The following is a 25,056-nucleotide window of genomic DNA, read 5'->3' on the forward strand; positions in this document are numbered from 1 at the left end:
TGACCGCCAATGAGCGAGCGGAACATTCGGGTCGAGCCGATCGACCGCCAGGCGGTCGAAGACCAAGAAGTCGAAATCGTCGAGCGAAAGGGGATCGGACACCCCGATTCCATCTGCGACGGGGTCGCCGAAAACGTCGCCGGGGCGCTCGCCCGCGAGTACCTCGATCGCGTCGGCGAGGTGTTGCACTTCAACACCGACGAGACGCAACTCGTCGCCGGCGAAGCCGCGCCCGCGTTCGGGGGCGGCGAGGTCGTCGATCCGATCTATCTGCTGATCGTCGGCCGCGCGACCAAACACTACGAGGGGCTGACGATCCCGACCGAGCGGATCGCGCTCACGGCCGCTCGCGAGTACCTTGAGGAGAACATTCCACAACTGGAGTACGGCGAGGACATCGTCGTCGACGTCAAACTCGGCGAGGGGAGCGGTGATCTGCAGGAGGTCTTCGGCGAAGACGAGGTGAGCGTCCCCATGGCCAACGACACCAGTTTCGGCGTCGGACACGCGCCGCTGACCGAAACCGAGCGGATCGTACTGAACGCCGAACGGCGTCTGAACGGCGACTTTGCGCGCGAAAACCCCTACCTCGGCCCCGACGTGAAGCTGATGGGCAAACGCGAGGGCGATCGGATCGACGTCACGGTCGCGGCCGCGATGATCGACGAGCACATCGCCGACCTGGACGCCTACGCCGACGCCGTCGAGTCGGTCCGCGAGTTCGTCGCGGGCGTCGCCCGCGAGCACACCGACCGCGAGGTCGAGGTCCACGTCAACACGGCCGACGACTACGAGGAGGGTTCGATCTACCTCACCGTCACCGGCACCTCCGCCGAGCAGGGCGACGACGGCTCGGTCGGACGGGGCAACCGCGCGAACGGGCTCATCACTCCGAACCGCTCGATGTCGATGGAGGCCACCAGCGGGAAGAACCCGGTCAACCACATCGGGAAGATCTACAACCTCCTGTCGACCGAGATCGCCGAGGAGGTTGTGAACGAGGTCGACGGCATCCGCGACCTGCGCGTGCGCCTCCTTTCCCAGATCGGCCGCCCGATCGACCGGCCCCACGTCGCCGACGTCCACGTCGTCACCGAGGAGGGCGTCGAACTCGAGGACGTCCGCGGAGACGTCGAGGCGATCGTCGACGCGGAGCTCGCCGGCGTGACCGAGATCACCCGCCGCGTGATCGACGGCGAACTGACGACGTTCTGACGCGTCGAAACCGAACTACTACCGTCTTTTCTCCGTCGACTCGACTCGCGATCGGTTCGACGATCGAACCGCCGGATTCGACAAACCCTTTATCGGGCTCACAGTGCTAGTCGAGTAGCGGGTTACGAATCGAAATACGCTCGCGAGCGATCGTCCGTGTCACTCCCGTCCGCCAGTTCCAACCGAATCGTCCTCGCCGTCGTCGCGAGCACCTTCTTCGTCGGTTTCGGCGGCGGCGTCATCTTCCCTATCCTGCCGAATCTCGGCGAGGTGCTCGGCATCTCGGCGTTTACGGTCGGCCTCATCCTGAGCGCGAACCGGTTTACGCGGCTGGTCAGCAACGCTCCCGCGGGGGCGCTGGTCGATCGAATCGGCACCCGCAAGCCGTTCATCGCGGGGCTGGCGATCGAGGGCCTCGCGACGTTCATGTACGTCGTCGCGCTCCTTTCGGCGGAGCCGGTGTTGTGGTTTCTCCCGTCGACACCGGCGGCGTGGTTCGTCGTCGCCCGCGTCCTGTGGGGACTCGGGAGCGCGCTCGTCTTCGCGACGGCGTACACGATCACCGCGGACGTGAGCGAGGCCGACTCCCGCGGGACGAGCATGGGAATCGTCCGCGCGGGGATCACGTTCGGCTTCCCCGCGGGGCTCGTCCTCGGGGGCGTCGTCAGCGACCTCTGGGGGAACGTCGAGGCGTTCGTCCTCGCGGCGTCGTTCGCCGCGCTCGCGAGCGGCGTCGCGTACTTGATCGTCCCGGAGACGCACGTCGAGGGCGAACGGGGGAGCGTGAAACCCTGGGAAATCGATCGGAGCCTCCCGGCGCTGACGATCGGGTTCGTCAACTTCGGGCTCTACTTCGCGTACATCGGGATCCTGTTCTCGACGCTCGTGCTCCTGCTGGGCGATCGCGGAATCGCGCTCTTCGGGCTCGACGCGCAGGGCTCGTCGGGGATGTTGATGGCCGTCACGGTGCTCGCGGGCTCGGTGTTCACGCTCGCCGGCGGCGCCCTGAGCGACTCGGTCGGCGCCCGCGTCCCCGTGATGCTCGCCTTTCTGCTCACCGCCTGCGTTGGATTCGCGACACTGGCCTACGGCACGACCGTCGAGGGGCTCGTCCTCGCGTGCGTCCTGATCGGCGCCGGACAGGGCGGCGTCGGCGGCCCGCTGACGGCGCTGCTCGCCGACCTCACGCCCGAGGATCGCATGGGACGAGCGATGGGAACGAACAACGTCCTCGGCGACGTCGGCGGCGGCCTCGGTCCGATGGTCGCGCTTCCGTTCGCCGAGACGATCGGCTTCGAGGTGCTGTACGCGCTCAGCGCGATCGTCCCGCTCATCGCCGGTGTGATTCTGCTGGCGGGCGTCTACAGCCACACCGGCCACCTGAGCCCGACCGTCGAGGAATCGTCCCTTTGATCGAGGCCGATCGGTATTTTCGACTGTCTCGCACAGCAGTTTTTCCGACCCAGCGCAGATCGATCGATGCGAATCGTTTTCAGGAAACGCGGACATCGTCCCGTATGGACATTCGCAACGTGTTACGGGGGATCACGTCCCCGCTGGTGACGCCGTTCGACGGCGGATCGGTCGACGAGGCGGCGCTCGTCGACCTGCTGGACCACGTGCAGGCGGGCGGCGTCGACGCCGTCTTCCCCTGCGGGACCACCGGCGAGTTTCCGAGCCTCGCCCCCGCCGAACGACTGGCGGTGATCGAGCGCACCGTCGAGCACGCGGACGTTCCGGTCGTCGCCGGTGCTGCGGCGACCAGCGTTTCGGAAACCGTCGACGCCATCGAGACGGCCGCGGCGGTCGGTGCCGACGCCGCCGCGATCGTCGCGCCGTACTTCACGAACGCGAACGATCCGGCCGGAAACCGGCGGTTCTTCGAGGCGGTCCTCGAATCGGTCTCGCTCCCGATCCTGCTGTACAACATTCCCCAGTGCGTCGGCCGACGGATCGAACCCGAGACGGTCGCCGCGATCGCCGAGCACGATCGGGCGCTCGGCCTCAAGGACTCGAGCGGCGACCTCGCGTACTTCCTCTCCGTCATGGAACGGACGCCCGACGATTTCCTCTGCCTGCAGGGGTACGACGCGATCCTGGTCCCGTCTCTCAGGATGGGTGCCGATGGCGGCATCAACGCACTATCGAACGTCGTTCCGGAGGTCTTCCGCGAGGTCGTCGACGATCCCCGCGCCGATCGGAGTCGAGACCTGCAGGCCGACGTCATCGCACCACTGTTCGAAACGTGTACGACGTACGACTTCGCCCCGGCGACGAAGACGGCGCTCGTCGGACGGAACGTGATCCCCTCCGACGAGGTCCGACCGCCGCTGGTGTCGGTCGACGACCCCGGGGCGATCGAGTCGGCGATCGACAACGCGCTCGCGGCCGCCGATCGCTGATCGCGACGCGATCGGTCCGTCCTCGTCGCGGCACCACGGATCGTCTCCGCCGTCGGCACCGCCCTCGTAATCCCCTTATAGCCGCGGCCGACTATCCCCGTCCATGCACCCGCCGGGAGCCGATACCGTCCTCGTCCGCCACGGGGACGTCAACACCAAGAGTAACACCGTCAAGCGGTACATGGAGGGGATTCTCGTCGAGAATCTCGAGGCGCTCCTGGCCGATCGATCGATCCCGGGCGACGTCGAGAACCGCTGGAACCGCCCGCTGATCCACACCACCGAAGCGGCCGTCGAGGACGCGACAAACGCGGCGGCTGACGCCTTCGGCGTCGTTTCCGCGAGTCCGGCGCTGACGATCGGCACGGAGAAGGAGGCGATCCTCGACGCGCTCGTCGAGACCGCACGGGCCCGTTACGACGGCGGCGCGTTCGCCGTCGACGCCCGACGGGCGGACAAGAGCCTACCCTACGGCAGCGAGGAGCTCGCCCGCGAGGGCGGCACCGCCGTCTGGGAGGCCGTCGAGGGCGAGTTCGACCCTGAAGTCGATCTCGACGATCCCGATATCACGTTTGGCGTCGAGGTACGCGAGGACGTCGCTTTCGTCTACCTCGAGAAACGACCGGGTCCCGGCGGCCTGCCGCTGGGCGCCCAGGGGGCCGTGATCGCGATGATCAGCGGCGGGATCGACTCGCCCGTCGCCGCCTACGAGATGATGAAACGTGGCTGTCCCGTCGTTCCGGTGTACGTCGACCTGGGCCCGTTCGGCGGGATCGACCACGAGGCGCGGGCGATGGAAACCGTCCGCACCCTCTCGCGGTACGCGCCCAATTTCGGCATGCAGGTGTACAAGATCCCCGGCGGCGAGACGCTCTCAGTCCTCGTCGAGACCATGGAAGAAGGCCGGATGCTCTCGATGCGGCGCTTTTTCTACCGCGCCGCGGAGCACCTGGCCGATCGGGTCGACGCACACGGGATCGTCACCGGCGAGGCCGTCGGCCAGAAGTCGAGCCAGACGGTCCAGAACCTCGCCGTCACCAGCCGCGCCACGACGCTCCCGATCCACCGCCCGCTGCTCACCATGGACAAACAGGACATCGTCGCGAAGGCCCGCGAGATCGGCACCTTCATCGATTCGACGATCGACGCCGGCTGTAACCGGGTCGCGCCCGATCGGGCCGAGACCAACGCCCGCCTCGAACCGCTGCTCGAAGTCGAACCCGACGATCTGTTCGAACGCGCGGAAGAGGCGGCGGCAAACGCGGAACTGGTCGAGCCCTGATCGGCGACGATTATAATCGGCCCACCTCAGCGCCTATTCGTCCGTCCACCGCCGGGTGGGACTGAAAGGGGCTGGCCCGTTCGAGGAAGGCGGGCGAAGTAAGCACCGATCCGAACGGAGTGAGGGAGGCGCGCAGCGAGGCCCCCGACTCGAACAGGCCAGGGGCTTTCGGAGTGTTCCTAACAGCGAACGATCCAGTATCTACGTTCAAGCTACGATCCATCGAGAGACGAAACCCCCAATACGGCGCCGTGCCCACGTTCTCACAGTGACCCGGGTCTGTCTCATCGGCAAGACCGATGTGAATCTGCAGTACGAACTGCTCTCCCGCGAGACGGCGCGCGAGGCGCTCGCGACGTACGACCTCCGGCGGCCGTTCGAGAATTCGATCGCGGTTCGGACGGTAAGCGTCGGCGCCGCCGTCTCGCTGTTGAACGATCTCAACTGGTACCTGATCCGCTTCGTCGACGAGGCGCTCGTGCAGGAGCCGAGCGTCAGCGACGAGGAGTGGCTCTCGCGATCGCTGGCCCGACGGCTGCGAAACGGCGAGGTTGAACCGCGAGAAACCGGGGAGTTCTGCAAGATCTATGGGCTCGAACGCGTCGGTCCCGAATCGGACGCCGAGACGAATCCGGATTCGGATTCGGACGCGGACACGAACGCGAACGCGAACGCGGACCAGGACGCAGAGTCGAATCCGGCGAACGAATCGGACCGATCCCCGGCTGCCGTCACCGGCAGACGGCTCGTCGAACCGCTGTACGTGCGTCGGACCGACGGCGATCTCCCCGAGTACGATCTCCGGGACGTCGAGGAGACGCTCGTCGTCCGACTGACGGAAAACGAGTACGCGCCCTGACCGGCTGCCCGATCGGGCGGGGAGCGCCGCCGACTTACCTAGTCGTCGGTATCGGACTCGTTCGACTCGTCGCGGTCCGACCCCGCCTCATTGCTCGCGCTGTCGACGCCGACACCGAACCCGTGTTCGGTCCCGTTCCGATCGACGATCGTCGCAGAGAGTTCGTTCACCGGTCCCCCGGGCGGCGTCGCGCGGACGAGTAGCCCGACGGTCGTTTCCTGCTGTGCGCACATCTCGTCGTCGGCGGATTCGTCGCGTACCGCCGCGTCGATCGTCAACGTTTCGTCCTCGAGTGCGATCCCGTCGAGCACCAGTGCGTAACACGGCGTGGGGGCGTCGGCCTCGAGCGCGACCAGCATCGACTCGTCGAACGAGGTTTCGGTTACGAACTCGGTGAGCGACTCTTCGTCGAGGTCTCGCTCGGCGAGCCACGCCTCGGCGTCCTCGCGATCGAGGTGCATCGCGACGTCGGGCTCGGTCGGCACGTCGGGGCTGGAGAACTGTTGCGTCTCGTAGGCGTCGAATTCGGACTCGCTACCGTCCTCGCTCTCGCCGTCGCCGCCGTCGCCGGACTCCGATTGCCCGTCGCCGTCCTTCGACCCGTTGTCGGTATCGTCGGACGCCTGTGGATCGTTTTCGGCGAGACAACCCGCGGTGAGCGCCAGTACGCCGGTCGTCGCACAGAGGACGTCGCGTCTCGATCGTCTGGATGGCCGCATCATCGTGACGCGAACTACACCACCGCTGGTAAAAGGAGTTGGCCAAGGTAAAAGATCCATTTCGGTGACTGAATGCGATCCCAGAACCGGCCCGGAGGCTGGCCTCGGTCGGACGAACAACCGTCTCCGATCGGACGGGGAGCGATCGCGTCCCGACCCGCTCAGTCGAACAGACCGGTCGAGAGATACCGCTCGCCGCTGTCCCAGAAGACGGTCACCACGAGCGGGCAGTCGTCGACCCGTTCGCCACCGTCGGGTTCGGGCGCCGCGACCGGTTCGTCGAACGCGTCCGGCACCTCCGGACAGTCGAGTGCCGGGTCCGCGATCTCGCGGGCGATCCGCTGGGAGACGAGGCTCGTCGCGCCGCTGGACTGGCCGACGAGGATCCCCTCATCGCGGGCGAGCCGGCGACACTCCGCTTCCGCGTCCTCGAGCGTCACCGTCTCGATCCGATCGATCAGGTCCCGGTCGAGATTCTCGCTGACGAAACCGGGCCCCATCCCCTGGAAGTCGTCGTCGCCGGGCTCGCCGGTCGAGAGGACGGCGTTGCGCGCCGGCTCGACCGCGATGACGTCCATCTCCGGGAACTCCTCGCGGAGCCGCGTTCCAGTGCCGGAGATCGTGCCGCCCGTGCCGACGCCAGCGACGAAGGCGTCGATCTCCCGATCGCCGACCTGCGCCAGGATCTCCTCGCCGGTCGTCTTGTAGTGGGCTGCGGGGTTCGCGGGGTTCTCGAACTGGCCGAGCTGGACCGCGCCCTGGGCTTCGAGTTCGTCGGCGCGAGCGCGGGCGTCTTCCATGTTCCCGTCGACGAGCTCGAGTTCCGCTCCGTAGGCGGCCATGATCCGGCGGCGCTCCGCGGACTTGTCGGCCGGCATGACGATCGTCAGGTCGTACCCGCGCGCGGCGCAGACGAGCGCGAGGCCGATGCCGGTGTTCCCGCTGGTCGGTTCGACGAGCCAGTCGCCGGGTTCGATCGCCCCCTCGCGTTCGGCCGTCCGGACCATCTCGAGGGCCGGCCGATCCTTGGCCGAGCCGCCGGGGTTGAAGGATTCGATCTTGGCGGCGACGGTCACCCCCTCCGGCGAGTCGACCTGGACGAGCGGAGAGCCGATCGTGTCCAGGATGCTGCCTCTCATTGGCGGCCCGTAGGGAGCGGAGACATAAACCCGTACTGGACAGAGGCAGGTCGTGCCGGTGTATCGGAGCCGGCCGAGAATCGACCCGGCGGCGTCGGTCGAACGTGCTACCGCGTCACCGCCCCGGAATCGCCGGCGTCTTCCGATCGCCCTCCGCGATCCGCTCCTCGGCGTACGCTTCGGCCGCCTCGAGCACCGTCGTCCCGCGGTCGTCGGCGCGGTCGATCAGCTCCAGCAGTCGGTCGCCGATCGCGGCGGCCTCCGCGTACGCCTCGTCCCTGTCGCCGCCGAGGTACTCCTTCGCCACCGTGATCAGCCCGCCGGCGTTGAGCACGTAATCCGGCGCGTAGAGGATTCCCCGATCCCGAAGGTCGCGGGCGTGGCGGCGATCGGCGAGGACGTTGTTCGCGCCGCCGGCGACGACGTCGCACTCGAGTCGCGGGACCGTCTCGTCGTTGACGACGCCGCCGATCGCACAGGGGGCGAAGACGTCGCACGGCCGGTCGTAGACCGCGTCCGGCGGGACGACCTCGACGTCGCGTTCCCGCGCGAACGCCTCGACCGCTTCGGTATCGACGTCCGAGACGGCGACGGACGCGCCGCGGTCGAGCAGGTCGTCGGCGAGCGACCTGCCGACCTTGCCCAGCCCCTGAACGACGACCTCGAGGCCGTCAACCGAGCCGGTTCCGTAGACCGACTCGGCGCAGGCGCGGATGCCGCGGAACACGCCGTGGGCCGTGATCGGCGACGGATCGTCCAGGCCGCCGCTGGTACCGACGACGTGGTCGGTTTCCCGAGCGACGACGTCCATGTCCGCGACGCCGGAGTTGACGTCGACGGACGTGACGTACCGACCGCCGAGGCAGTCGACGGCTCGGCCGTACGCCTCGAACAGCGCCTCGGACTTGATCTCGTCCGGATCGCCCACGATGACCGCCTTCCCACCGCCCAGCGGGAGATCCGCCGCGGCCGCCTTGTAGGTCATCGCCCGCGAGAGCCGGAGCACGTCCTCCAGCGCCTCGTCCTCCGAGCCATAGTCGAGAATCCGCGTCCCGCCCAGACTGGGGCCGAGCGTCGTGTCGTGGATCGCCATGATCGCTCGCAGTCCGGTCTCCGAATCGGCGAAGTACGATACCTGTTCGTGGCCGCCGTCACTGATCGACGCGAATACCATACTAGATAATTCTTTTGTTTGACGTAAAAATTGTATCGACACGAGCCGCAGACGGCCGCCGACCCGATCGGCTCCCTTCGATCGTCGTCGAAGACGATGTCGGTTGGCAGCCGATCCGCCGGGGTCGCGGAAAACACGGCTGTTAAGCCCGTCGCCGCGCAAGCCGCTGGCATGAGTCTCGAAACCATGCGGCCGACCCCGACGTGGGACGCCGCCTCGTACGAGGATACCGTCGACACGCTCGCGGCCCACCGCGACGAACTGACCTACAAGGTCTGGGGTGGCGACTGGTGCAAGGACTGCCGCGCGCTCCTCCCGGACTTCGGCGCCGCCCTCGACGCGGCCGACGTCCCCGACGATCGAATCGAAGAGATCCCCCTCGATCGGGACAAGCAGGGTCCGGGCGTCGACGAGTACGATATCGAGTACATCCCTACGATCGTCGTCGAGGACGATGACGGGACGGAGATCGTTCGATTCGTCGAGTCGGAGGACCTGCCGCCGGCGATCTGGCTGGCCCAACAACTCGAGGAGGAACTGTAATCGGATCGCACTCGGCACCGTTGCTGTTTTCTCGATCGACGACTCGAGCGTCCCGCTTTTCCGGTAGTTGGTAACCGCTCTCGTTATTCGGAATGATGTCTGAAACTAAGCCGTTCGATTCGGCGAGTGCGTGCGCTCTCATAACATATTTATCAGGAGCTGCCGTCCCGTTAGAACGTGCATACTGTGAAACGTCTCTACAACCGCAGCGATGAGTGGGTTCGGGGACTCTCTCGCGGACCGTATGCGATCTTCTTAGGAGCGTCGGCAGGTGTCGGCGTTCTCGTAGTCGGACTACTGTTGAGTGAGGAACTCCTCCTCGTTCAGGCGCTCACGATGGCTCTCGTCATGTCCGGCCTGGAGTACACGTTCGGACTCTACCAGACGACCGAAGAGTGACCGAGACGACTGCTTCTCGCGAGTTTCACGGGGTACTTCCGAACAAGGAACTCGTGCTCCTCTCCGCCGTTTCGAATCGGCGGTGCGATCGCCCGCGTTCAGAACGGGCTTCCGTCCGGTGACGTGTCGGTATCGCCGTCGAGACCGCCGTCGTCGATCGCCGCGTCGTCGCCCAGCCACTCGAGCGCGTCCTCGATATCGTGCGTCGGCGGCGAACACGTCCGGCCCCGGCAGACGTACAGCGTCGGCTCGCCGTCGCGGGCCTCGCGGCCGGCCCAGATCACCGGCGCGTCCTCGAGGGCGAGCTGGGCGAGCCACGCCTGGAGTCCGTCCTCGGTCGGCGGCCGGAGCGCGAACAGCCGGTCAGGGTGGTACGTCTCCGCGAAGCGGCCGCGCCACTCGTTAGGCAGCTCCTCGGCGGCGACGGTAATCTCGAGGGCGCCCGCCTCGAGTCGGTCCGCGGCGAGACAGAGCGTCGCGTGCTGGAGCGGATTCGCCTCGATCCGGTTCGCGTGGGTCTCGAGGACGGACGACGCGATATGTTCGAAGTCCTCCGCCGCGAAGCCGTCCAGCGCGAGCAGCGTCTCGACCGCGACCCCCGCGGCAGAGGGCGTCGACTGGTCATCGAGTTCCTGCGGCCGGGTGACCAGCGACTCGCCGCTCTCTGGGGTGAAGTACAGCGTGCGGCGATCGGCGTCCCAGAACTCGACTTCGATCGCGCGAGCGAGGTCGAGCGCGAACGCGAGGTGGTCGACATCGCCGGTCGCCTCGTAGCAGTGCAGGGCGCCGCGCGCGAGGAACGCGTAGTCTTCGAGATACCCCTGGATTGCGACGTCGTCGTCCTTGAATCGGCGCGAGAGCCGCCCTTCGTCCTCGCTCCAGAGCCGATCGCGGACGAATTCGAGGGCATCGACGGCCATCTCGGCGTCGTCGTCGTCGCCCAGCACGAGGGCGGCTTCGGCGCAAGTCGAGATCATCAACCCGTTCCAGCCCGCGAGCACCTTCTCATCGCGGTTCGGTCGAGGACGCTCCTCGCGGGCCTCGAAGACCGCTTCTCGCGCGAGTTCGAGTCGCTCTTCCACCTCGTCTTCGTCGAGGTCGAACCGATCGGCCAGGTCCTCGATCGACGTCACGACGTTCGGCTGGTTCCGGCCCTCGAAGTTGCCCGATTCGGTGATATCGAACCGCGCGCAGAACAGCTCGGCGTCGCTCTCGTCGTCGACGATATCGCGAATCTCGTCGGGCGTCCAGACGTAGAAGGCGCCCTCCTCGCGCTCGCCATCTTCGTCCAGATCATCAGAACGCGACGCGTTCTGATTGCTCGTCGAGCTTTGCTCGACGGCGCTCTGCGCGTCGAGGGTGCTGAAGAAACCGCCCTCGTCGTGGGTCAGCTCCCGATCGACGAATTCGAGCGTCTCGCGGGTGACCTCAGCGTAGCGCTCCTCGCCGGTGAGCTGGTAGCCCGAAAGCATCGCTCGCGGAATCTCCGCGTTGTCGTAGAGCATCTTCTCGAAGTGGGGCACCGTCCAGTCCCGATCGACGCAGTAACGGTGGAAGCCGCCGCCGACGTGGTCGTAGAGGCCGCCGTCGGCCATCGCGTCGAGTGTCTCCTCGATCACCTCGAGATACTGCTCTCGTCCCGTTCGATCGTACGCCCGCGCGAGAGCGCGAAGGCGAGCGGGCTGGGGAAACTTCGGTCCGCCGGAGCCGAAGCCGCCGTGCTGCCGATCGGCGCTCCGGAGCGCGGCGTCGGCGGCCGACTCCAGCACCGCGTTCGACGGGGGTTCCGCGGCGCCCACGGATTCGGGGGTCTCTTCGAGTCGATCCTTCGCCGCGTCGGTCCACTGATTCGCCCGGTTCTCGATCTCCCCGCGATCGTCGCTCGTCCAGGAGTCGCTGATCCGCTCGCAGAGGTCGAGAAAGCCCGGTCGCCCCTGCTGGCCCTCCTTCGGGAAGTACGTCCCGACGAAGAAGGGCTTTCCCTCGGGGGTGAGCCACGCCGAGAGCGGCCAGCCGCCGCCCCCGGTGACCAGCTGGCAGACGGTCATGTAGATCGAGTCGACGTCCGGGCGCTCCTCCCGATCGACCTTGATCGGGACGAAGTGTTCGTTCAGTACCTCGGCGACCGCCTCGTCGGCGAAGCTCTCCTCCTCCATGACGTGACACCAGTGACACGCCGAATAGCCGATCGAGAGGAAGATCGGGACGTCGTGCTCGCGGGCAGCCTCCAGGGCCCGCTCGTCCCACGGCTGCCAGTTGACGGGGTTGTCCGCGTGCTGGCGCAGGTACGGGCTCTCCTCCTCGTCGAGCCGATTGCGCGCGGTGGGCGTGGTCATATCGTGGCGTACGGTTGTCAGTCGTAAAAGGCCGACGTACGGTGGCCGGATCCGTCCGTATCACCCGATCGGCGTCAGATTGGGACGCTAGTATCCCCAACCATCAAGCCCGCGCCGCCCTAGCTATCGACTGTTCGACCGTGACTCCCTCCGATCGCGATCAGACGACGACCCGCCGAGCCCTCCTTGCGAGCGGCGCGGCCGGCACCCTCGCGACGATCGCGGGCTGTCAGGACGCGCTCGCGGGGATCCAAGGGGAACAGGAGTGGGAGCGCCCGCCCGACGACGAGGACCAGTACGAGGTCGAGACCGTCGCCGAGGGGCTCACCCACCCCTGGGGGCTGGCGTTCGTCCCCGACGGCGATCGCCTGCTGGTGACCGAACGCGAGGGACGCCTGCTCACCGTCGATCTCGAGACCGGCGATCGCCAGCCGGTCGACAAAGTCCCCGACGTGTACGCCCGTGGCCAGGGCGGCCTGCTCGACGTGGCGCTCCACCCCGACTACCCCGAGGAGGACTGGGTGTACCTGACCTACGCCGCGGAGACCGACGGCGGTGAGTCCACGACCCACCTCGGCAGGGGCCGACTAGACCCCGACGGAGACGAACTCGAGGAGTTCGAAGAACTCCGGGCCGCCAGGCCGACCGCGGAGGGCGACGCTCACTTCGGCTCGCGGATCGTCTTCGGTCCCGACGAGCTGCTGTATATGACCGTCGGGGATCGCCAGTTCAAGGACTTCGGCCCGGGACACACCGCACAGGATACGCGGACCGAACTCGGAGCGGTGCTCCGACTGGAACCGGACGGCTCGATTCCCGCCGACAACCCGTTCGTCGACGACTCCGACGCGATCGACTCGCTGTTCAGTTTCGGCCACCGCAACCCGCAGGGGCTCGCCGTCCGGCCCGAGACGGGCGACGTCTGGGAAAGCGAGCACGGGGAAGGAGACGGCGACGAGATCAACGTCCTCGAAGCCGGGGAAAACTACGGCTGGCCCGTCGCAACCAGCGCCTGCGAGTACGGCACCGACGAGCCGGTGGGCGACGATCCGGACGATCGGGACGACGTGATCGCGCCGGTCTACGACTGGCCCTGCTCGACCGGCGGCTTCCCGCCCGGCGGGATCGCGTTCTACGACGGCGACGCCTTCGCTGACTGGCAGGGGGACCTTCTCGTCTGTAACCTGGCCGCCGGCTACCTCTGCCGATTCGCCGTCGACGGCACCGATATCGAGGCAGTCGGAACGATGCTCACCGCGGAGGGATGGCGACTTCGGGACGTCGCGATCGCTCCCGAGTCCGGGGCGATCTACGTCGCCGTCGACGAAGATGACGCGCCGCTGGTTAGGCTGGTTCCCGACGCGGCGTAGCGTCCCTGACTTTGCTCGGTGTGGGCACCCGATATGACGCCGAACCCGGCGAGTCGTACGATAGTAGATATCGGATATACAGAATTTTTATATCCGATCCTGATGGATTTTGGTCGTGGAACGTACACGGACCGCGCCGCGACTACGGACGGCGATCGAGAGCTATCTCGTCGGAGCGATCGTTCCCGCGGGCCTCGCGTACGGGTTCTCGCGCCTGGTTTCGGTCGCGCCGGCGATCTTCGACGACTGGTTCATCGTCGCCTGGTGCGTGGCGATCGGCGTCACCTTCACCGCCGTCGGCGTCCGGCGACCGATTTCGACGGGGCGCTGCTGAGCGGCGGCTTGCTCGGCTGGGCGAGTGCGCTATTCGCCTACGGCTGGCGGATCGGGTTCGATCGGACCTCGATCGCGGTCCTGTTTCTGGTCATGGGATCGGTGCCGATACTCGTCGGTTCGTGGTTGGCGTACGAGAGCCGCCGTCGCCGCGGAGCCGCCGCGGAACCGCCGATCGGAACCTGGCGGTACGCGTTCCCGCTCGTCCTTCTCGGATTGTTCGCGGGATCGTCGCCCTGGCTCTGGTGATCGCACGACCGGTCGCGATCGTCGAACAGAGAATCAGCTCACCGGTCGCCGCGTCCGAAAGAGAAGGTGAATCCGAAAGAGCCGTCGCGTCGATCGTCCCGATCAGACCGCTTCCTGCTGGAGCAGGCGGCGGAGCACGAGGTGGAGGACACCGCCGTTCTCGACGTACTCGACCGCGGCCGGGGTGTCGACCTGGGCCGTCACGGTGAACTCGGTGACCTCGCCGTCGTCGGCTTCGGCGGTGACGGTCAGTTCAGCGTTGGGTTCGAGGCCGTCCTCCAGCCCCGAGATCGTGTAGTGCTCGGTGCCGTCGAGGCCGAGTTCCTCCCAGCCCTCGCCGTCTTCGAACTGCAGCGGCAGCACGCCCATGCCGATCAGGTTGTCGCGGTAGATCCGCTCGTAGCTCTTGCCGATCGTCGCGCGGATGCCGAGGAGGTCGGTCCCCTTGGCGGCCCAGTCGCGGCTGGAACCGGTGCCGAGTTCCTCGCCGGCCATGACGACCAGCGGGGTGCCGTCCTCGCGGTAGCGCTCGCTGGCCTCGAAGACGGTCGTCACTCGCGGGTCGCTTCGCTCTCCGCTCGAGTCATCCGAGGCGCGTTGCGCCTCGCTCTCCTCGCCGGTCGGGTGGTGGATCGTGTAGCCGCCTTCCGTGCCGTCGAGCAGCTCGTTTTTGATGCGGACGTTCGCGAAGGTGCCGCGCATCATGACCTCGTGGTTGCCGCGGCGCGAGCCGTAGGTGTTGAACTCGTGGGGTTCGACGCCGCGCTCTGTGAGCCACTGGCCCGCGGGCAGGTCCTCGCTGAACGGCCCGGCGGGGCTGATGTGGTCGGTCGTGACCGTGTCGCCGAGCGTGAGCAGGGCGCGGGCATCGTCGACGTTCTCGACGCCGGGGGCCTCGAGCGGGAAGTCCTGGAAGAACGGCGGTTCGCGGATGTAGGTCGACTCCGGATCCCAGTCGTAGACCTCGCCCTCGGGGGCGTCCAGCGCCTCCCAGCGCTCGTCGCCCTCGTAGACGCTCGCGTACTTCTCCTCGAACATCTCGGGGGAGACGCTCTCGTGGATCGTCCGGCGGACCTCCTCGCTGTCCGGCCAGACGTCCGCGAGGTAAACCGCCTCGCCCTCGTCGTTCGTGCCGATCGGCTCGTTCTCGAGGTCGATGTCCATCCGACCCGCGAGGCCGTAGGCGACGACCAGTGGCGGGGACGCGAGGTAGTTGGCCTTGATCTTCGGGTGGATGCGGGCTTCGAAGTTGCGGTTGCCCGAGAGGACGCTCGTGGTCCAGAGATCGTACTCGTCGATCGCCTGCTCGATCGGCTCCTGAAGCGGGCCAGCGTTGCCGATGCAGGTCGTACAGCCGTAGCCGACGACGTGGTAGCCCAGTTCCTCTAAGTCGTCGAGCAGGTCGGCCTGCTCTAAGTACTCGGTGACGACGCGGCTGCCGGGCGCGAGGCTGGTCTTGACGTACTCCGGCACTTCGAGCCCCTGTTCGGCCGCGTTACGGGCGAGCAGCCCGGCGGCGACCATCACGGACGGATTCGAGGTGTTCGTACAGGACGTGATCGCGCTGACGAGCACGTCGCCGTGACCGATCTCGACCTCGGTGCCGTCCTCGAGTTCGACGGGGACCTTCTCGTCTAACGCGAGGCCGGGACCCGAGGCGGTCGAGTCGCCTGCGGCCGCACCACTGCCGTCGCCGATCGCGGGTTCACCGCCCGGACCGAGGACACCCTGCTCGAGGAGCAGGGTCGGGAAGTGCTCGTCGAGGTCGCCCATCGGGATGCGGGCGTGGGGTTTCTTGTGGCCCGCCAGGCTCGGTTCGACCTCGCCGAGGTCGAACTCGACGACCTCCGTGAACTCGGGGTCCTGCTCGCCGAACAGGCCCTGGGCCTTCAGGTACTCGCGGATGAGTTCGATGTGCTCCTCGTCGCGGCCCGTGAGTTCGAGGTACTCGAGGGTCTTCTCGTCGACGGGGAAGATGCTGATCGTCGAGCCCTGTTCGGGCGCCATGTTCGAGATCGTGGCGCGATCGGCGACCGAAAGCTGGGAGACGCCGGGACCGAAGAACTCGACGAACTTGTCGACGACGCCGACCTCGCGGAGCTTCTCGGTGACGTGGAGCACGAGGTCGGTCGCCGTGGCGCCGTCGGGGAGTTCGCCCGAGAGGCGAACGCCGACGACTTCCGGCAGCGACATGTTGATCGGCTGGCCGAGCAGCGCGGCCTCGGCCTCGATCCCGCCGACGCCCCAGCCGACGACGCCGATGCCGTTGATCATCGGGGTGTGGCTGTCGGTGCCGACGAGCGTGTCGGGCAGCAGCCACTGCTCGCCGTCGATCTCGCGGTCGTGGACGACCCGACCGAGGTGTTCGAGGTTGACCTGGTGGACGATCCCTGTTCCCGGCGGGACGACGTTGAACTCGTCGAACGCCTGCTGGGCCCACTTGATCGCGCGGTAGCGCTCCTCGTTGCGCTCGTACTCGATCTCGACGTTCTTCTCGTAGGCGTCCTCGCTGCCGAAGTAGTCGACCTGAACGCTGTGGTCGATCACGAGGTCGCAGGGGACCTCGGGTTCGACGACCGTCGGATCGACGCCCTTGCGATCGGCGGCCGATCGCAACGCGGCGAGATCGACGACCGCCGGCACGCCGGTCAGGTCCTGCAGAACGACCCGCGAGACCGTAAACGGAACCTCGGCGTCCGGCACGTCGGGCTGCCACGAGGCGACGTTGCGGACGTCGTCCGCCGTGACGCGGTCCCCGTCCACGTTCCGCAGCACCGATTCGAGCAGAATGCGGACGCTCACCGGAAGCTTCTCGAGATCGCAGAGCCCCTGCTCCTCCAAGACCGTGAGATCGGCCATTTTGTACGTCTCACCGCCGTGTTCGAACTCTCGGATGGCATCCGAGACGTCGGTAGTTGCCATTGCCGAACCAGAGACACTCATGGCATTTGAATCCCCCGAGAATCGTCTGTAGAATCCTTATATTCCCCGTATTTATCGGTATGGTCTTCGGTAGCACTGGACTTAGAAAGGCGGGACAAATACCAATGTACGAACGCTAACGCAGTTATTTGCGCCGATCGTACGTCACGAACGCGAACCCGTCGCGATTGTCCCGATCGACCTCGCGCCACGCGTCGCGATCCCGCTCCGGAAACCGCGTGTCGCCGTCGGGGTCGTCGTGGACCTCCGTCACGACCAGTCGGTCGATCGCGGGCAGGAACTGCTCGTACACCGTCGCGCCCCCGGCGACGAAGGCTCGATCGGTCCCGCCGTGGCGCTCCGCGGCCGCGGTTTTGGCCGCCTCTATCGCGGCGTCGAGGCCGTCCGCGACGATCACGTTTTCCGGCGTTTCGAGGTCCCGACTCGTCAAGACGATCGTCGTCCGGCCGGGAAGCGGTTCCCCGATCGCTTCCAGGATTCCGTCGTAGGTGACCCGGCCCATAACGACCGGGTGGTCCATCGTCGTCTCCTTGAAGTGCCGAAGGTCCTCGGGGATGTGCCACGGCATCTCGCCGTCCTTCCCGATGACGCCGTTTTCCGCGACGGCGACGATCGCGACGAGTTCGAGGTCGGTGTCGCGAACGGCGGCCGGGAGGTCGTCGCCGCCGCCGGTCATTCGGCCACCGAGAATTTGAGACCGGGGTGGGAGTCGTAGTCGCGCAACCGGACGTCCTCGTAGGTGAGATCGTCGATCGACGTCGCGTCGATCTCGAGGGTCGGTCGGTCGAGGGGCTCGCGGGACAGTTGTTCGAGCAGGCCGGGCACGTGATCGAGGCGTTCGCCGCCCGCGGTCTCGGCGGGCGCTTCGGATTCGAGCCACGCCCTGACGTCGAGGTACTCTTCGCGATCGGCGACTGCGGCCAGCCGGGACTGCAACGCGTCGAGGTTCTCGCCGTACCACTCGCCGCGATCGCCGCGGCCGCAGTAGACGTGCGCGTCGACGACGCTGTGGGCGAAGGTACCGGGTTCGAAGCCCGTCTGCTTCGCGATCACCTTGGTCAGGATCGCGTAGGCGGCGATGTTGAACGGGATGCCGAGCGCGACGTCGCCCGATCGCTGGGTGAGGTGGCAGTTGAGCCGATCGCCCTGGACGTTGAAGACGAACGAGTAGTGACACGGCGGCAGGGTCGAGACGGCCGCGTTCGCGGGGTGCCAGGCGTTGACGACGAGCCGTCGCGAGTTCGGCGACTCCAAGAGCGTGTCGATCACGTACTGCAGTTGGTCGAACGTGCGCCGGCCGTCGGCCTCGACGGTGACCCACCGGTGGGCGTCGTCGGGCCAGGACTCGCCGTCGAGTTGCGCCTCGTCCTCAGGGATCGGATAGCGCCGCCAGAACCGTCCGTAGGCGGTGTCGAGCACCCCCTCGTCGTCGGCCCAGGCGTCCCAGATTCCCGTCTCCTTTCGGAGGGTGCGGATGTGCTCCTCGCCCGAGAGGTACCAGCAGAGCTCGTGAATCATCGAGTTCCACCGGAAGCCGTCCATCGACTTGGTCGTCAGCAGCGGATACCCCTCCCGGAGGTCGACCTCGTAGTGCTCGCTGAACGACGAAATCGTGTCGACGCCGGTGCGATTGGGCTTGTACGTCCCCTCCGAGAGCACCGCGTCGACGAGGTCGAGGTACTGTTGCATCAGTGGGTCATTTGGAGCGCCCCTACATATGCGTTTGAGTTCTCGACACCATCGATCGACCCACGATGGAAAGCCCCGATGACGCCCGTCGTTAGCGTGCTCCGTCGTCCGACCCTTCGCCGTCGCAGACCGTCGCCGTTCGCCCTTCCAGTGCGGTCGGCTCTCCGTCGAGACGGTACGTGAAGTCGTACGCGGCGCTCCCGCTGGAGCCGTGCACGATCGCGACCTTCCCCCGGCGTTCGTCGCCGGCGCAATCGTCCGCGTCGGCACCGTCGGGGAACGCGAACGGCGCGTAGGTCGTTTCGAACGACCGCGTCTTTTTCGGCGGGATGACGAGGTCTGTTCGCGACGGCGAGAGCGGCCGGTTCGCTCCGACGCCGACGACGCCCGGATCGACACCGAGTGACGATCGATCGAACGACTCGCCCTGGGGGTCGATCGTCGGGTTCGGAACGTCGCCGTAGATCGCGACGAACCGGACGAGCAGCGGCGCCTCGGCCTGATTCTCGATCTCGAGTCGAGCGCGCCCGTCCGGGAGGGGTTCGACGGTTTGTGCGTAGCCGTGAACGAGTCCCAGGAACCAGTGACGCGCCCAGCCGTCCGGCGTCTCGGCTTTCACGTGAAGCGACCGCGAGACGCGCGTCCCGAGGCGTTCCGGCGTCGGTCGGTTACGACGATCGGACGAAGACGACGAGTGCAACCGCGCCGACCGCGATCGCGAGCGCCGCGCCCACGAGGAACGTGGCGGACCAGCCGATTCGCAGGACGAGGAGGCTCGTCGCGGTGCCGCCGAACACGCCGCCCCAGAGCTTCGCCGTGAGCATCACGCCGTAGTTCTCTCCGGAGTAGGTCCGGCCGAAGCGCTCGCTGACGACCCCCGGAAGGATGCCGAATGCCGGGCTTCGGAAGAACATCGTGACCCCCGCGAGTGCGACGAACGCCCATTCGAACCCCATTCTGCCGGCCGCGACGACCCCGACGATCGCGAACCCGGTGAGGAACAGGGAGGCCGCGACCGTCCGCTCGGCGCCCAGTTTGTCGGACGCGGCGCCCCCGGCCAGCACCCCGGAGCCCTGCCCCAGCGCGACGATCGACGCCGCGGCGGTCGCCTCCGCCGTCGAGAGCCCCAGCTCCCCGGCGTAGGTGACCACTTTCTCGATGACCATGAGTCCGACCCCGTTGACGACGACGAACACGGTGTACAGCAGCCAGAACCCCCGCGTCTCGATCATCGACCGCCAGGACATCGCCGTCGCCGCGTCCGCCGTGGCCTCCCCGCCGTCGCTCGCCGCCCCGCTCGACGGCGCCGCGCTCGCGGGCCGCGGATCCCTGATGACGAACGCGGCGACCAGCGAGGCGGCGCCCGCGGCCGCGGCGAGCGCGAGCATCGTCGTCGCGAACGCGGCGTCGACGGCGCGGTGGACGAACGGGATGAGCGCGAAACTCGTTAGGCTGAACGCCATGCTCACCGCGCCTGTCGCCAGCCCGCGCCTGGTTCGAAACCACCGTGACGGAGTGTTGATCGCGACGTCGTAGGCGATTCCGACGCCTGCGCCGCCGACCGCGAACCAGAGGTAGAGTTCGGGCGTAGTCGGCGCGATCGCGGTTCCCGCGTAGCCGATCACGACGAACAGCGTCGCGACGAGCATCGGGAGTCGCGGTCCGTACCGGTCGCGGATCCACCCCGCCGGAAACGCCGCGAGCGTCTGTGCGACGATCATCCCCGTGAACACCGTTCCCAGCGCGGGGCCCGATGCGCCTGACTGCGCGCCGATCGGACCGCGGAGCACCGGCCAGGCGAACTGGTAGGTCCCCGCCAACCCGACGGCGAGCGCCGCAGAGGCGACAAATCGCCATCGGCGGTCGCGAAGACCGTCGAACATGCCCCGACGTATACCGAGCAGCGTAATAGTCGCCGGGGGGTCGTATCGCCGGTTGAACCGGACGGGGGGTCGGCGTTGGCGTCCTGAGCAGCTAACGGCGTAGCAGCCGGACGGCAACGCGCGAGCCGTCATCCCCTAACTGCCCAAACTGATATGCACGATTGCGCATATTTCCGCCGGTAGAAAGAGCAACGCTTACAGGTTCGTGCGCTCCGCTAGCGACCATGCGAGAACACGTCCTGCTGATCGGCGGTGGCGGCCGCGAGCACGCCATCGCTCGCGCGCTCGAGGACAGCGAGGCAACGCTTTACGCCTGCGCGGGGAACCGCAACCCCGGCATCGCCCGGATCGCGAACGAGTTCGAGACGCTCGAGACGACCGATCCCGAGGCGGTCGTCGAGTACGCGAAAGCAGTCGACGCGACGATCGCCGTCGTCGGCCCCGAGGCGCCGCTCGCGGCCGGCGTCGCGGACGCCCTCGAGGAGGCCGGCGTCTACGCGTTCGGGCCGAAGGAGGCCGACGCCCGCATCGAGACGGACAAGGCGTTTCAGCGGCGGTTCATGGCGGAAAACGACATCCCCGGCTGCCCGGACTTCGAAACCTTCGACGACTCTGAGGCCGCTTGCGACTTCATCGACGAGTACGACGGCGACCTCGCGATCAAGCCCGCCGGCCTCACGGGCGGGAAGGGCGTGAAGGTCATCGGCGATCAGGTCACCGCCGAGGAGGGCAAGGCGTACATCCGGGAGTCGGATTACGATCGGATCGTCCTCGAAGAGCGGCTGGTCGGCGAGGAGGTCACGATCCAGGCGATCGTCGCGAACGGCGGATTCGAGACCGCGCCCGCGGTCCAGGACCACAAGCGCGCCTACGAGGGCGACGAGGGGCCGAACACCGGCGGGATGGGCAGCTACTCCGACGCGACGTTCGAACTGCCGTTCATGACTGAGGACGACTACGAGCGGGCAGTCGAGATCATCGAGGCGACCGTCGACGCCCTCGACGACTATCGCGGCATCCTCTACGGCCAGTTCATGCTCACGGCCGAGGGGCCGAAGGTCGTCGAGTTCAACGCCCGTTTCGGCGACCCCGAGGCGATGAACACGCTGCCGGTCCTCGAGATCGACTTCCTCGACGTGCTCGTCGCCGCCCGCGACGGCGAGGCACCGCCGGAACTCGAATTTGCAGACCAGGCGACGGTGTGCAAGTACGCCGTGCCGGAGGGGTACCCGACCGACCCGAAGGCCGGCGCGGAGGTTCAGGTGGACGAAGAGAGCGTGGCGCGGTCGGTCCGCGCCACGGAGAAATCGAGCGGGGAGCAAGACGACCCGCGAGAGAGCGCGGACGACGCCGTGCTCTTCTACGCCAGCGTGGACGAGCGCGACGACGGAATCTACACGACAACCTCCCGATCGTTCGCCGTCGTCGGGCTCGCGGATACGATCGACGAGGCCGAGGCGATCGCCGAGGACGCCCTCGAAGTGGCCGGCGAGGAGGGGCTACACATGCGCCACGACATCGGGAAAGCTGATCTCGTCCAGCGGCGGATCGATCACATGACCGAGCTCCGCGGCGAGTAGCGCGGAAAATAGTGCGGCGAGTACCGCGAGACGGTCCGGACCTCCGATTCAGATCGTCGCCTATCCGTCCGCGCTCGATTCTTCGTCCGTCCCGTCCGTGATCTCGTCCGTCTCGTCCGACACCGTCGAGCTGAGATCCGCCGTATCGACGTCCGAGCCCAGTTCGTCCGGATCGATCGCCTCGTCGAGCGTCTGCGGATCCGTCACGGCCTCCAGCCCACGGGCTTCGACCGCGTTCTTGATCGTCGAGGCGTCGAGCGCGGCGTCGATCGAGTCGCCGTCGGACGCCGAGGCCGATCGCAGGGCGCGCCGGACCGCGACGTAGCCGACCAGCGCCAGGCCGCCGGAGGCGATCGCTCCCGGAATACCGTAGCGTTTGTAGCCGAACGTGACCGCTTTCTTGCCGAGCGTGAACGCGCCGATCATGAACGTCACTTGGCTCGATAGTCGGAAGAGGGTAGGGCTTTCAGTGTGAGGCCCGTCCGCAGCGCAGTCCTCGCGGTGCTCACCCCCCGTCTCGGCGTGATCGGTCGTTCGGCGGCCGTCGACCTGATTGTCTCCGATCGACGACTGTGATCGAACCTACCAATCCCGTGGAACAAAGTGCTCGCGGGTCGCACACTACGACAGAGACCGATCTCGAGTTTTCAGGATCCAGAAATGACGTCGATGCAGATTATCGAACCGCTCGGACACCACGAACTGTTCCTCGTCATCGCCCAGCTTACGGTGTTGCTGTTCGTCGCCCGGACGCTGGGCGAAGCCTTCCGGTCGATCGGCCAGCCGGCGGTCGTCGGCGAACTGCTCGCGGGCGTCCTCCTCGGCCCGTCGGTGCTCGGACTGATCGCGCCGGGGATCTACGAGGCGCTGTTCGTCGTGCCGGCGGATCAGTTCCACCTGCTCGAAGTGATCTCCTGGCTCGGGCTCATCATGCTGTTGATCGTCACCGGGCTCGAGACGGACATCGACCTCATCCTCAACAAGGGCCGAACGGCGATCGTCCTCTCGCTCGGGGGGATCCTCGTTCCGTTCGCGACCGGGTTCGGCCTGGGATGGGTTATGCCAACGGAGTTCATCGCGGCGCCCGAGCAGCGGGTCGTCTTCAGCCTCTTTCTCGCGACCGCGATGAGCATCTCCGCGATCCCGGTCATCGCCAAGGTGCTCATCGAACTCGACGTGATCCGTCGCGACATCGGCCAGTTGATCCTCGCGGCGGGAATGGTCGACGACACGATCGGGTGGATCCTCCTGGCGACGGTCGCGGGGCTCGCTCGAACGGGCGTCTTCGACGTTAGATCCGCGCTCACGACGATCCTCTCGGTGATCGTCTTCCTCGGTCTCGCCTTCACGATCGGCCGACGGATCACGTTCGAACTCATCCGCTGGGTCGACAACGTCTTCGGCAGCGACGCCGCGATGCTATCGACGCTCATGCTGCTCGCGCTCGCCGCGGGGGCGCTGACCCAGTACATGGGTCTCGAGGCGATTCTCGGCGCGTTCGTCGTCGGCGTCCTGGTCGGGCAGGTCAAGCGGTTCGACTACGACCTCCGGCACACGTTCGAGGTGATCACCCTCTCGATCTTCGCGCCTATCTTCTTCGCGATCGCCGGCCTCCGGATGGACGTCGTCGCGCTGCTCGACCCGACGGTGTTCGGCGTCGGCCTCGTCGTCCTCGGGGTGGCCTGCGTCGGCAAGTTCGGCGGCATCATGGGCGTCTCCCCCTTCGCCGGCCTCTCGCGGTGGGAGGGGATCACGATCGGCGGCGGGATGAACGCCCGCGGGGCGATGGAGATCGTCGTTGCGACGATCGGCCTCGCCGCCGGCATCCTGACGACCGAGATGTACAGCATCATCGTCGCCGTCGCAATCGCGACGTCGCTGATGGCGCCCGCGATCATGCGGTGGTCGATTCCGAAGATCGAGATGAGTCCCGACGAGCGCGAGCGCATCGATCGGGAGGCGTACCTCCAGGGGAGTTTCGTCGAGAACATTACCCGGGTCCTGCTCCCGACCCGCGGCGGCGTCGACACCCGGTACGCGGCACGCCTGCTGTCCCCGCTGCTCCGTGATCGAGAGATCGAACTCGACGTCCTCTGCGTGAGCGAGTCGCGCGACGCCGGCGGCGGACGAGCGGCGGAGATCGGAACCCGAATTCAACGCGGCCTCGTCGCGTGGCTGCGACCGACCGTCCGGGAGTCCAACACCGCCGTCGACTCCACCGAGGCCGATCGGATCTTCGACTCCGTCGAGGCTCGCCTGGGCGACCAGACGCGACAGCCGAGACGGATCACGCGGGAACGGGACGACAGCGTCGCCGAGACGATCCTCGACGAGGCCTCGGTCGGCTACGATCTGGTCGTTCTCGGCGAGGCGGGTACCGGGCGAGATCCCGACGAGCCGCTGTTCAGCGAGACGGTCGATCGGGTCATCCAGGAGGCGCCGTGTCCCGCGATGATCGTCAGCGCGCAGGCCGCAACGGACGACGTCCCCGACGATCCGATCGATCGAATACTGCTGCCGACGATCGGGACGATGTCGAGTCGGTACGCCGCCGAACTCGCCTTCGCGATCGCCGCGAGGGAGGACGCGCTCGTCGAAATCGTCTACGTGGTCGACGAGCCCCGAGCCGACGAGCAGTTCGCCGGCGACCCCGACCTCGCCCAGCAGGTGGGGATCGGCGAGCAGATCGTCGAGCGCGAGGCGGCGTTCGGTAGACAGCTCGGCGCCTCGGTGCTGACGACGGTGACGACCGCGAAGACTCCCGAAGTCGAACTCGTCGAACACGCCGTCCGGACCGACGCCGACGCGATCGTCATGGGATCGGATCTGCGGTCGATCTCGCGACGGGCGTTCCTCGGGCAGCGGGTCGAGCACGTCGTCCGAAACGCGCCGTGTCCAGTCGCGGTGCTCAGTGCGGACTGAGTCGAGGAGCCGGAGCCCG

The 25,056-nt window shown here is 67.2% G+C and carries 22 protein-coding genes; 12 read left to right on the forward strand and 10 right to left on the reverse strand.

Annotated features, from left to right (window positions below; all coding sequences use genetic code 11):
- Positions 1-9: 9 nt before the first annotated feature.
- The 5 genes from MUH00_RS16105 to MUH00_RS16125 all read left to right on the forward strand — a co-directional run bounded on the left by MUH00_RS16105 (position 10) and on the right by MUH00_RS16125 (position 5,758).
- The gene (locus MUH00_RS16105; protein WP_247000311.1) at positions 10-1,215 is read left to right on the forward strand and encodes a methionine adenosyltransferase; all 1,206 of its coding nucleotides are present in this window, start codon (positions 10-12) and stop codon (positions 1,213-1,215) included.
- A 156-nt stretch (positions 1,216-1,371) separates the two neighbouring features.
- The gene (locus tag MUH00_RS16110; RefSeq protein WP_247000312.1) at positions 1,372-2,628 is read left to right on the forward strand and encodes an MFS transporter; all 1,257 of its coding nucleotides are present in this window, start codon (positions 1,372-1,374) and stop codon (positions 2,626-2,628) included.
- 104 nt (positions 2,629-2,732) lie between these two features.
- Entirely contained in the window at positions 2,733-3,617 is an 885-nt protein-coding gene (locus MUH00_RS16115) for a dihydrodipicolinate synthase family protein (RefSeq protein WP_247000313.1), read from the forward strand.
- Positions 3,618-3,720: 103 nt separating this feature from the next.
- Positions 3,721-4,899, forward strand: coding sequence for a tRNA sulfurtransferase (locus tag MUH00_RS16120; protein ID WP_247000314.1), 1,179 nt, complete (start codon positions 3,721-3,723; stop codon positions 4,897-4,899).
- A 268-nt stretch (positions 4,900-5,167) separates the two neighbouring features.
- Positions 5,168-5,758 (forward strand): DUF5804 family protein, encoded by a 591-nt coding sequence (locus tag MUH00_RS16125; RefSeq protein WP_247000315.1) that lies wholly within the window; start codon positions 5,168-5,170, stop codon positions 5,756-5,758.
- Positions 5,759-5,796: 38 nt separating this feature from the next.
- Here the strand turns inward: MUH00_RS16125 and MUH00_RS16130 are convergent, their stop codons facing one another.
- The 3 genes from MUH00_RS16130 to MUH00_RS16140 all read right to left on the reverse strand — a co-directional run bounded on the left by MUH00_RS16130 (position 5,797) and on the right by MUH00_RS16140 (position 8,790).
- Complete coding sequence (locus MUH00_RS16130; RefSeq protein ID WP_247000316.1) at positions 5,797-6,480, reverse strand: hypothetical protein; 684 nt, start codon at positions 6,478-6,480, stop codon at positions 5,797-5,799.
- A 158-nt stretch (positions 6,481-6,638) separates the two neighbouring features.
- Positions 6,639-7,616, reverse strand: coding sequence for a PLP-dependent cysteine synthase family protein (locus tag MUH00_RS16135; RefSeq protein ID WP_247000318.1), 978 nt, complete (start codon positions 7,614-7,616; stop codon positions 6,639-6,641).
- 115 nt (positions 7,617-7,731) lie between these two features.
- Positions 7,732-8,790 (reverse strand): Leu/Phe/Val dehydrogenase, encoded by a 1,059-nt coding sequence (locus MUH00_RS16140; protein WP_247000320.1) that lies wholly within the window; start codon positions 8,788-8,790, stop codon positions 7,732-7,734.
- Positions 8,791-8,961: 171 nt separating this feature from the next.
- On the opposite strand from MUH00_RS16140, the gene MUH00_RS16145 reads away from it, so the two are divergent.
- Together MUH00_RS16145 and MUH00_RS23095 are read left to right on the forward strand one after the other, a co-directional pair.
- Positions 8,962-9,333 (forward strand): TlpA family protein disulfide reductase, encoded by a 372-nt coding sequence (locus MUH00_RS16145; RefSeq protein WP_247000323.1) that lies wholly within the window; start codon positions 8,962-8,964, stop codon positions 9,331-9,333.
- A 177-nt stretch (positions 9,334-9,510) separates the two neighbouring features.
- Positions 9,511-9,732 carry a hypothetical protein gene (locus tag MUH00_RS23095; protein ID WP_345780918.1) on the forward strand — a complete coding sequence of 74 codons (222 nt, stop codon included), beginning with the start codon at positions 9,511-9,513 and terminating at the stop codon, positions 9,730-9,732.
- A 98-nt stretch (positions 9,733-9,830) separates the two neighbouring features.
- Here MUH00_RS23095 and MUH00_RS16150 read toward each other — a convergent pair whose 3' ends face one another.
- Positions 9,831-12,068, reverse strand: coding sequence for a thioredoxin domain-containing protein (locus MUH00_RS16150; protein WP_247000324.1), 2,238 nt, complete (start codon positions 12,066-12,068; stop codon positions 9,831-9,833).
- A 140-nt stretch (positions 12,069-12,208) separates the two neighbouring features.
- Between MUH00_RS16150 and MUH00_RS16155 the strand changes: the two genes are divergently transcribed.
- From MUH00_RS16155 to MUH00_RS16165, 3 genes are all read left to right on the forward strand, one after another.
- Positions 12,209-13,438: a PQQ-dependent sugar dehydrogenase gene (locus tag MUH00_RS16155; protein WP_247000326.1), complete on the forward strand. Its 1,230-nt coding sequence runs from the start codon at positions 12,209-12,211 to the stop codon at positions 13,436-13,438.
- Between the two features lie 115 nt (positions 13,439-13,553).
- Positions 13,554-13,772, forward strand: a complete 219-nt coding sequence (locus MUH00_RS16160) for a hypothetical protein (RefSeq protein WP_247000327.1) — start codon at positions 13,554-13,556, stop codon at positions 13,770-13,772.
- 8 nt (positions 13,773-13,780) lie between these two features.
- Positions 13,781-14,020: a hypothetical protein gene (locus MUH00_RS16165; protein ID WP_247000329.1), complete on the forward strand. Its 240-nt coding sequence runs from the start codon at positions 13,781-13,783 to the stop codon at positions 14,018-14,020.
- Positions 14,021-14,122: 102 nt separating this feature from the next.
- On the opposite strand, the gene acnA is transcribed toward MUH00_RS16165, so the two are convergent.
- The 5 genes from acnA to MUH00_RS16190 all read right to left on the reverse strand — a co-directional run bounded on the left by acnA (position 14,123) and on the right by MUH00_RS16190 (position 20,535).
- On the reverse strand, positions 14,123-16,942 hold the full coding sequence (gene acnA / locus MUH00_RS16170) for an aconitate hydratase AcnA (protein WP_247000331.1): 2,820 nt from the start codon (positions 16,940-16,942) through the stop codon (positions 14,123-14,125).
- Between the two features lie 145 nt (positions 16,943-17,087).
- On the reverse strand, positions 17,088-17,639 hold the full coding sequence (locus MUH00_RS16175; protein WP_247000333.1) for a dihydrofolate reductase: 552 nt from the start codon (positions 17,637-17,639) through the stop codon (positions 17,088-17,090).
- Positions 17,636-18,652 (reverse strand): thymidylate synthase, encoded by a 1,017-nt coding sequence (thyA, locus tag MUH00_RS16180; protein ID WP_247000335.1) that lies wholly within the window; start codon positions 18,650-18,652, stop codon positions 17,636-17,638. Before thyA ends, MUH00_RS16175 begins: the two co-directional genes overlap by 4 nt.
- A 91-nt stretch (positions 18,653-18,743) precedes the next feature.
- A complete protein-coding gene (locus tag MUH00_RS16185) occupies positions 18,744-19,271 on the reverse strand; it encodes a hypothetical protein (protein WP_247000337.1) in 528 nt (175 codons plus the stop codon).
- A gap of 49 nt (positions 19,272-19,320) precedes the next feature.
- Entirely contained in the window at positions 19,321-20,535 is a 1,215-nt protein-coding gene (locus MUH00_RS16190) for an MFS transporter (protein WP_247000339.1), read from the reverse strand.
- A 224-nt stretch (positions 20,536-20,759) separates the two neighbouring features.
- On the opposite strand from MUH00_RS16190, the gene purD reads away from it, so the two are divergent.
- Positions 20,760-22,115 carry a phosphoribosylamine--glycine ligase gene (gene purD / locus MUH00_RS16195; protein WP_247000341.1) on the forward strand — a complete coding sequence of 452 codons (1,356 nt, stop codon included), beginning with the start codon at positions 20,760-20,762 and terminating at the stop codon, positions 22,113-22,115.
- A gap of 60 nt (positions 22,116-22,175) precedes the next feature.
- Here purD and MUH00_RS16200 read toward each other — a convergent pair whose 3' ends face one another.
- A complete protein-coding gene (locus tag MUH00_RS16200) occupies positions 22,176-22,541 on the reverse strand; it encodes a hypothetical protein (protein ID WP_247000343.1) in 366 nt (121 codons plus the stop codon).
- 234 nt (positions 22,542-22,775) lie between these two features.
- On the opposite strand from MUH00_RS16200, the gene MUH00_RS16205 reads away from it, so the two are divergent.
- Positions 22,776-25,037: a cation:proton antiporter domain-containing protein gene (locus MUH00_RS16205; protein WP_247000345.1), complete on the forward strand. Its 2,262-nt coding sequence runs from the start codon at positions 22,776-22,778 to the stop codon at positions 25,035-25,037.
- Positions 25,038-25,056: the final 19 nt, after the last annotated feature.

Origin of the sequence: Halosolutus gelatinilyticus (assembly GCF_023028105.1) — an archaeon.
Lineage (GTDB): Archaea > Halobacteriota > Halobacteria > Halobacteriales > Natrialbaceae > Halosolutus > Halosolutus gelatinilyticus.

Excerpts from the sequence above, each read along its gene's own strand:
- MUH00_RS16115 (WP_247000313.1), top strand. The coding sequence starts at position 2,733 with ATGGACATTCGCAACGTGTTACGGGGGATCACGTCCCCGCTGGTGACG.
- MUH00_RS16175 (WP_247000333.1), bottom strand. The coding sequence starts at position 17,639 with ATGACCGGCGGCGGCGACGACCTCCCGGCCGCCGTTCGCGACACCGAC.
- MUH00_RS16205 (WP_247000345.1), top strand. The coding sequence starts at position 22,776 with ATGACGTCGATGCAGATTATCGAACCGCTCGGACACCACGAACTGTTC.
- thyA (WP_247000335.1), bottom strand. The coding sequence starts at position 18,652 with ATGCAACAGTACCTCGACCTCGTCGACGCGGTGCTCTCGGAGGGGACG.
- MUH00_RS16120 (WP_247000314.1), top strand. The coding sequence starts at position 3,721 with ATGCACCCGCCGGGAGCCGATACCGTCCTCGTCCGCCACGGGGACGTC.
- MUH00_RS16145 (WP_247000323.1), top strand. The coding sequence starts at position 8,962 with ATGAGTCTCGAAACCATGCGGCCGACCCCGACGTGGGACGCCGCCTCG.
- MUH00_RS16200 (WP_247000343.1), bottom strand. The coding sequence starts at position 22,541 with ATGATCGGCGCGTTCACGCTCGGCAAGAAAGCGGTCACGTTCGGCTAC.
- MUH00_RS16150 (WP_247000324.1), bottom strand. The coding sequence starts at position 12,068 with ATGACCACGCCCACCGCGCGCAATCGGCTCGACGAGGAGGAGAGCCCG.
- purD (WP_247000341.1), top strand. The coding sequence starts at position 20,760 with ATGCGAGAACACGTCCTGCTGATCGGCGGTGGCGGCCGCGAGCACGCC.
- MUH00_RS16105 (WP_247000311.1), top strand. The coding sequence starts at position 10 with ATGAGCGAGCGGAACATTCGGGTCGAGCCGATCGACCGCCAGGCGGTC.
- MUH00_RS16130 (WP_247000316.1), bottom strand. The coding sequence starts at position 6,480 with ATGATGCGGCCATCCAGACGATCGAGACGCGACGTCCTCTGTGCGACG.
- acnA (WP_247000331.1), bottom strand. The coding sequence starts at position 16,942 with ATGGCAACTACCGACGTCTCGGATGCCATCCGAGAGTTCGAACACGGC.
- MUH00_RS16140 (WP_247000320.1), bottom strand. The coding sequence starts at position 8,790 with ATGGTATTCGCGTCGATCAGTGACGGCGGCCACGAACAGGTATCGTAC.
- MUH00_RS16135 (WP_247000318.1), bottom strand. The coding sequence starts at position 7,616 with ATGAGAGGCAGCATCCTGGACACGATCGGCTCTCCGCTCGTCCAGGTC.
- MUH00_RS16190 (WP_247000339.1), bottom strand. The coding sequence starts at position 20,535 with ATGTTCGACGGTCTTCGCGACCGCCGATGGCGATTTGTCGCCTCTGCG.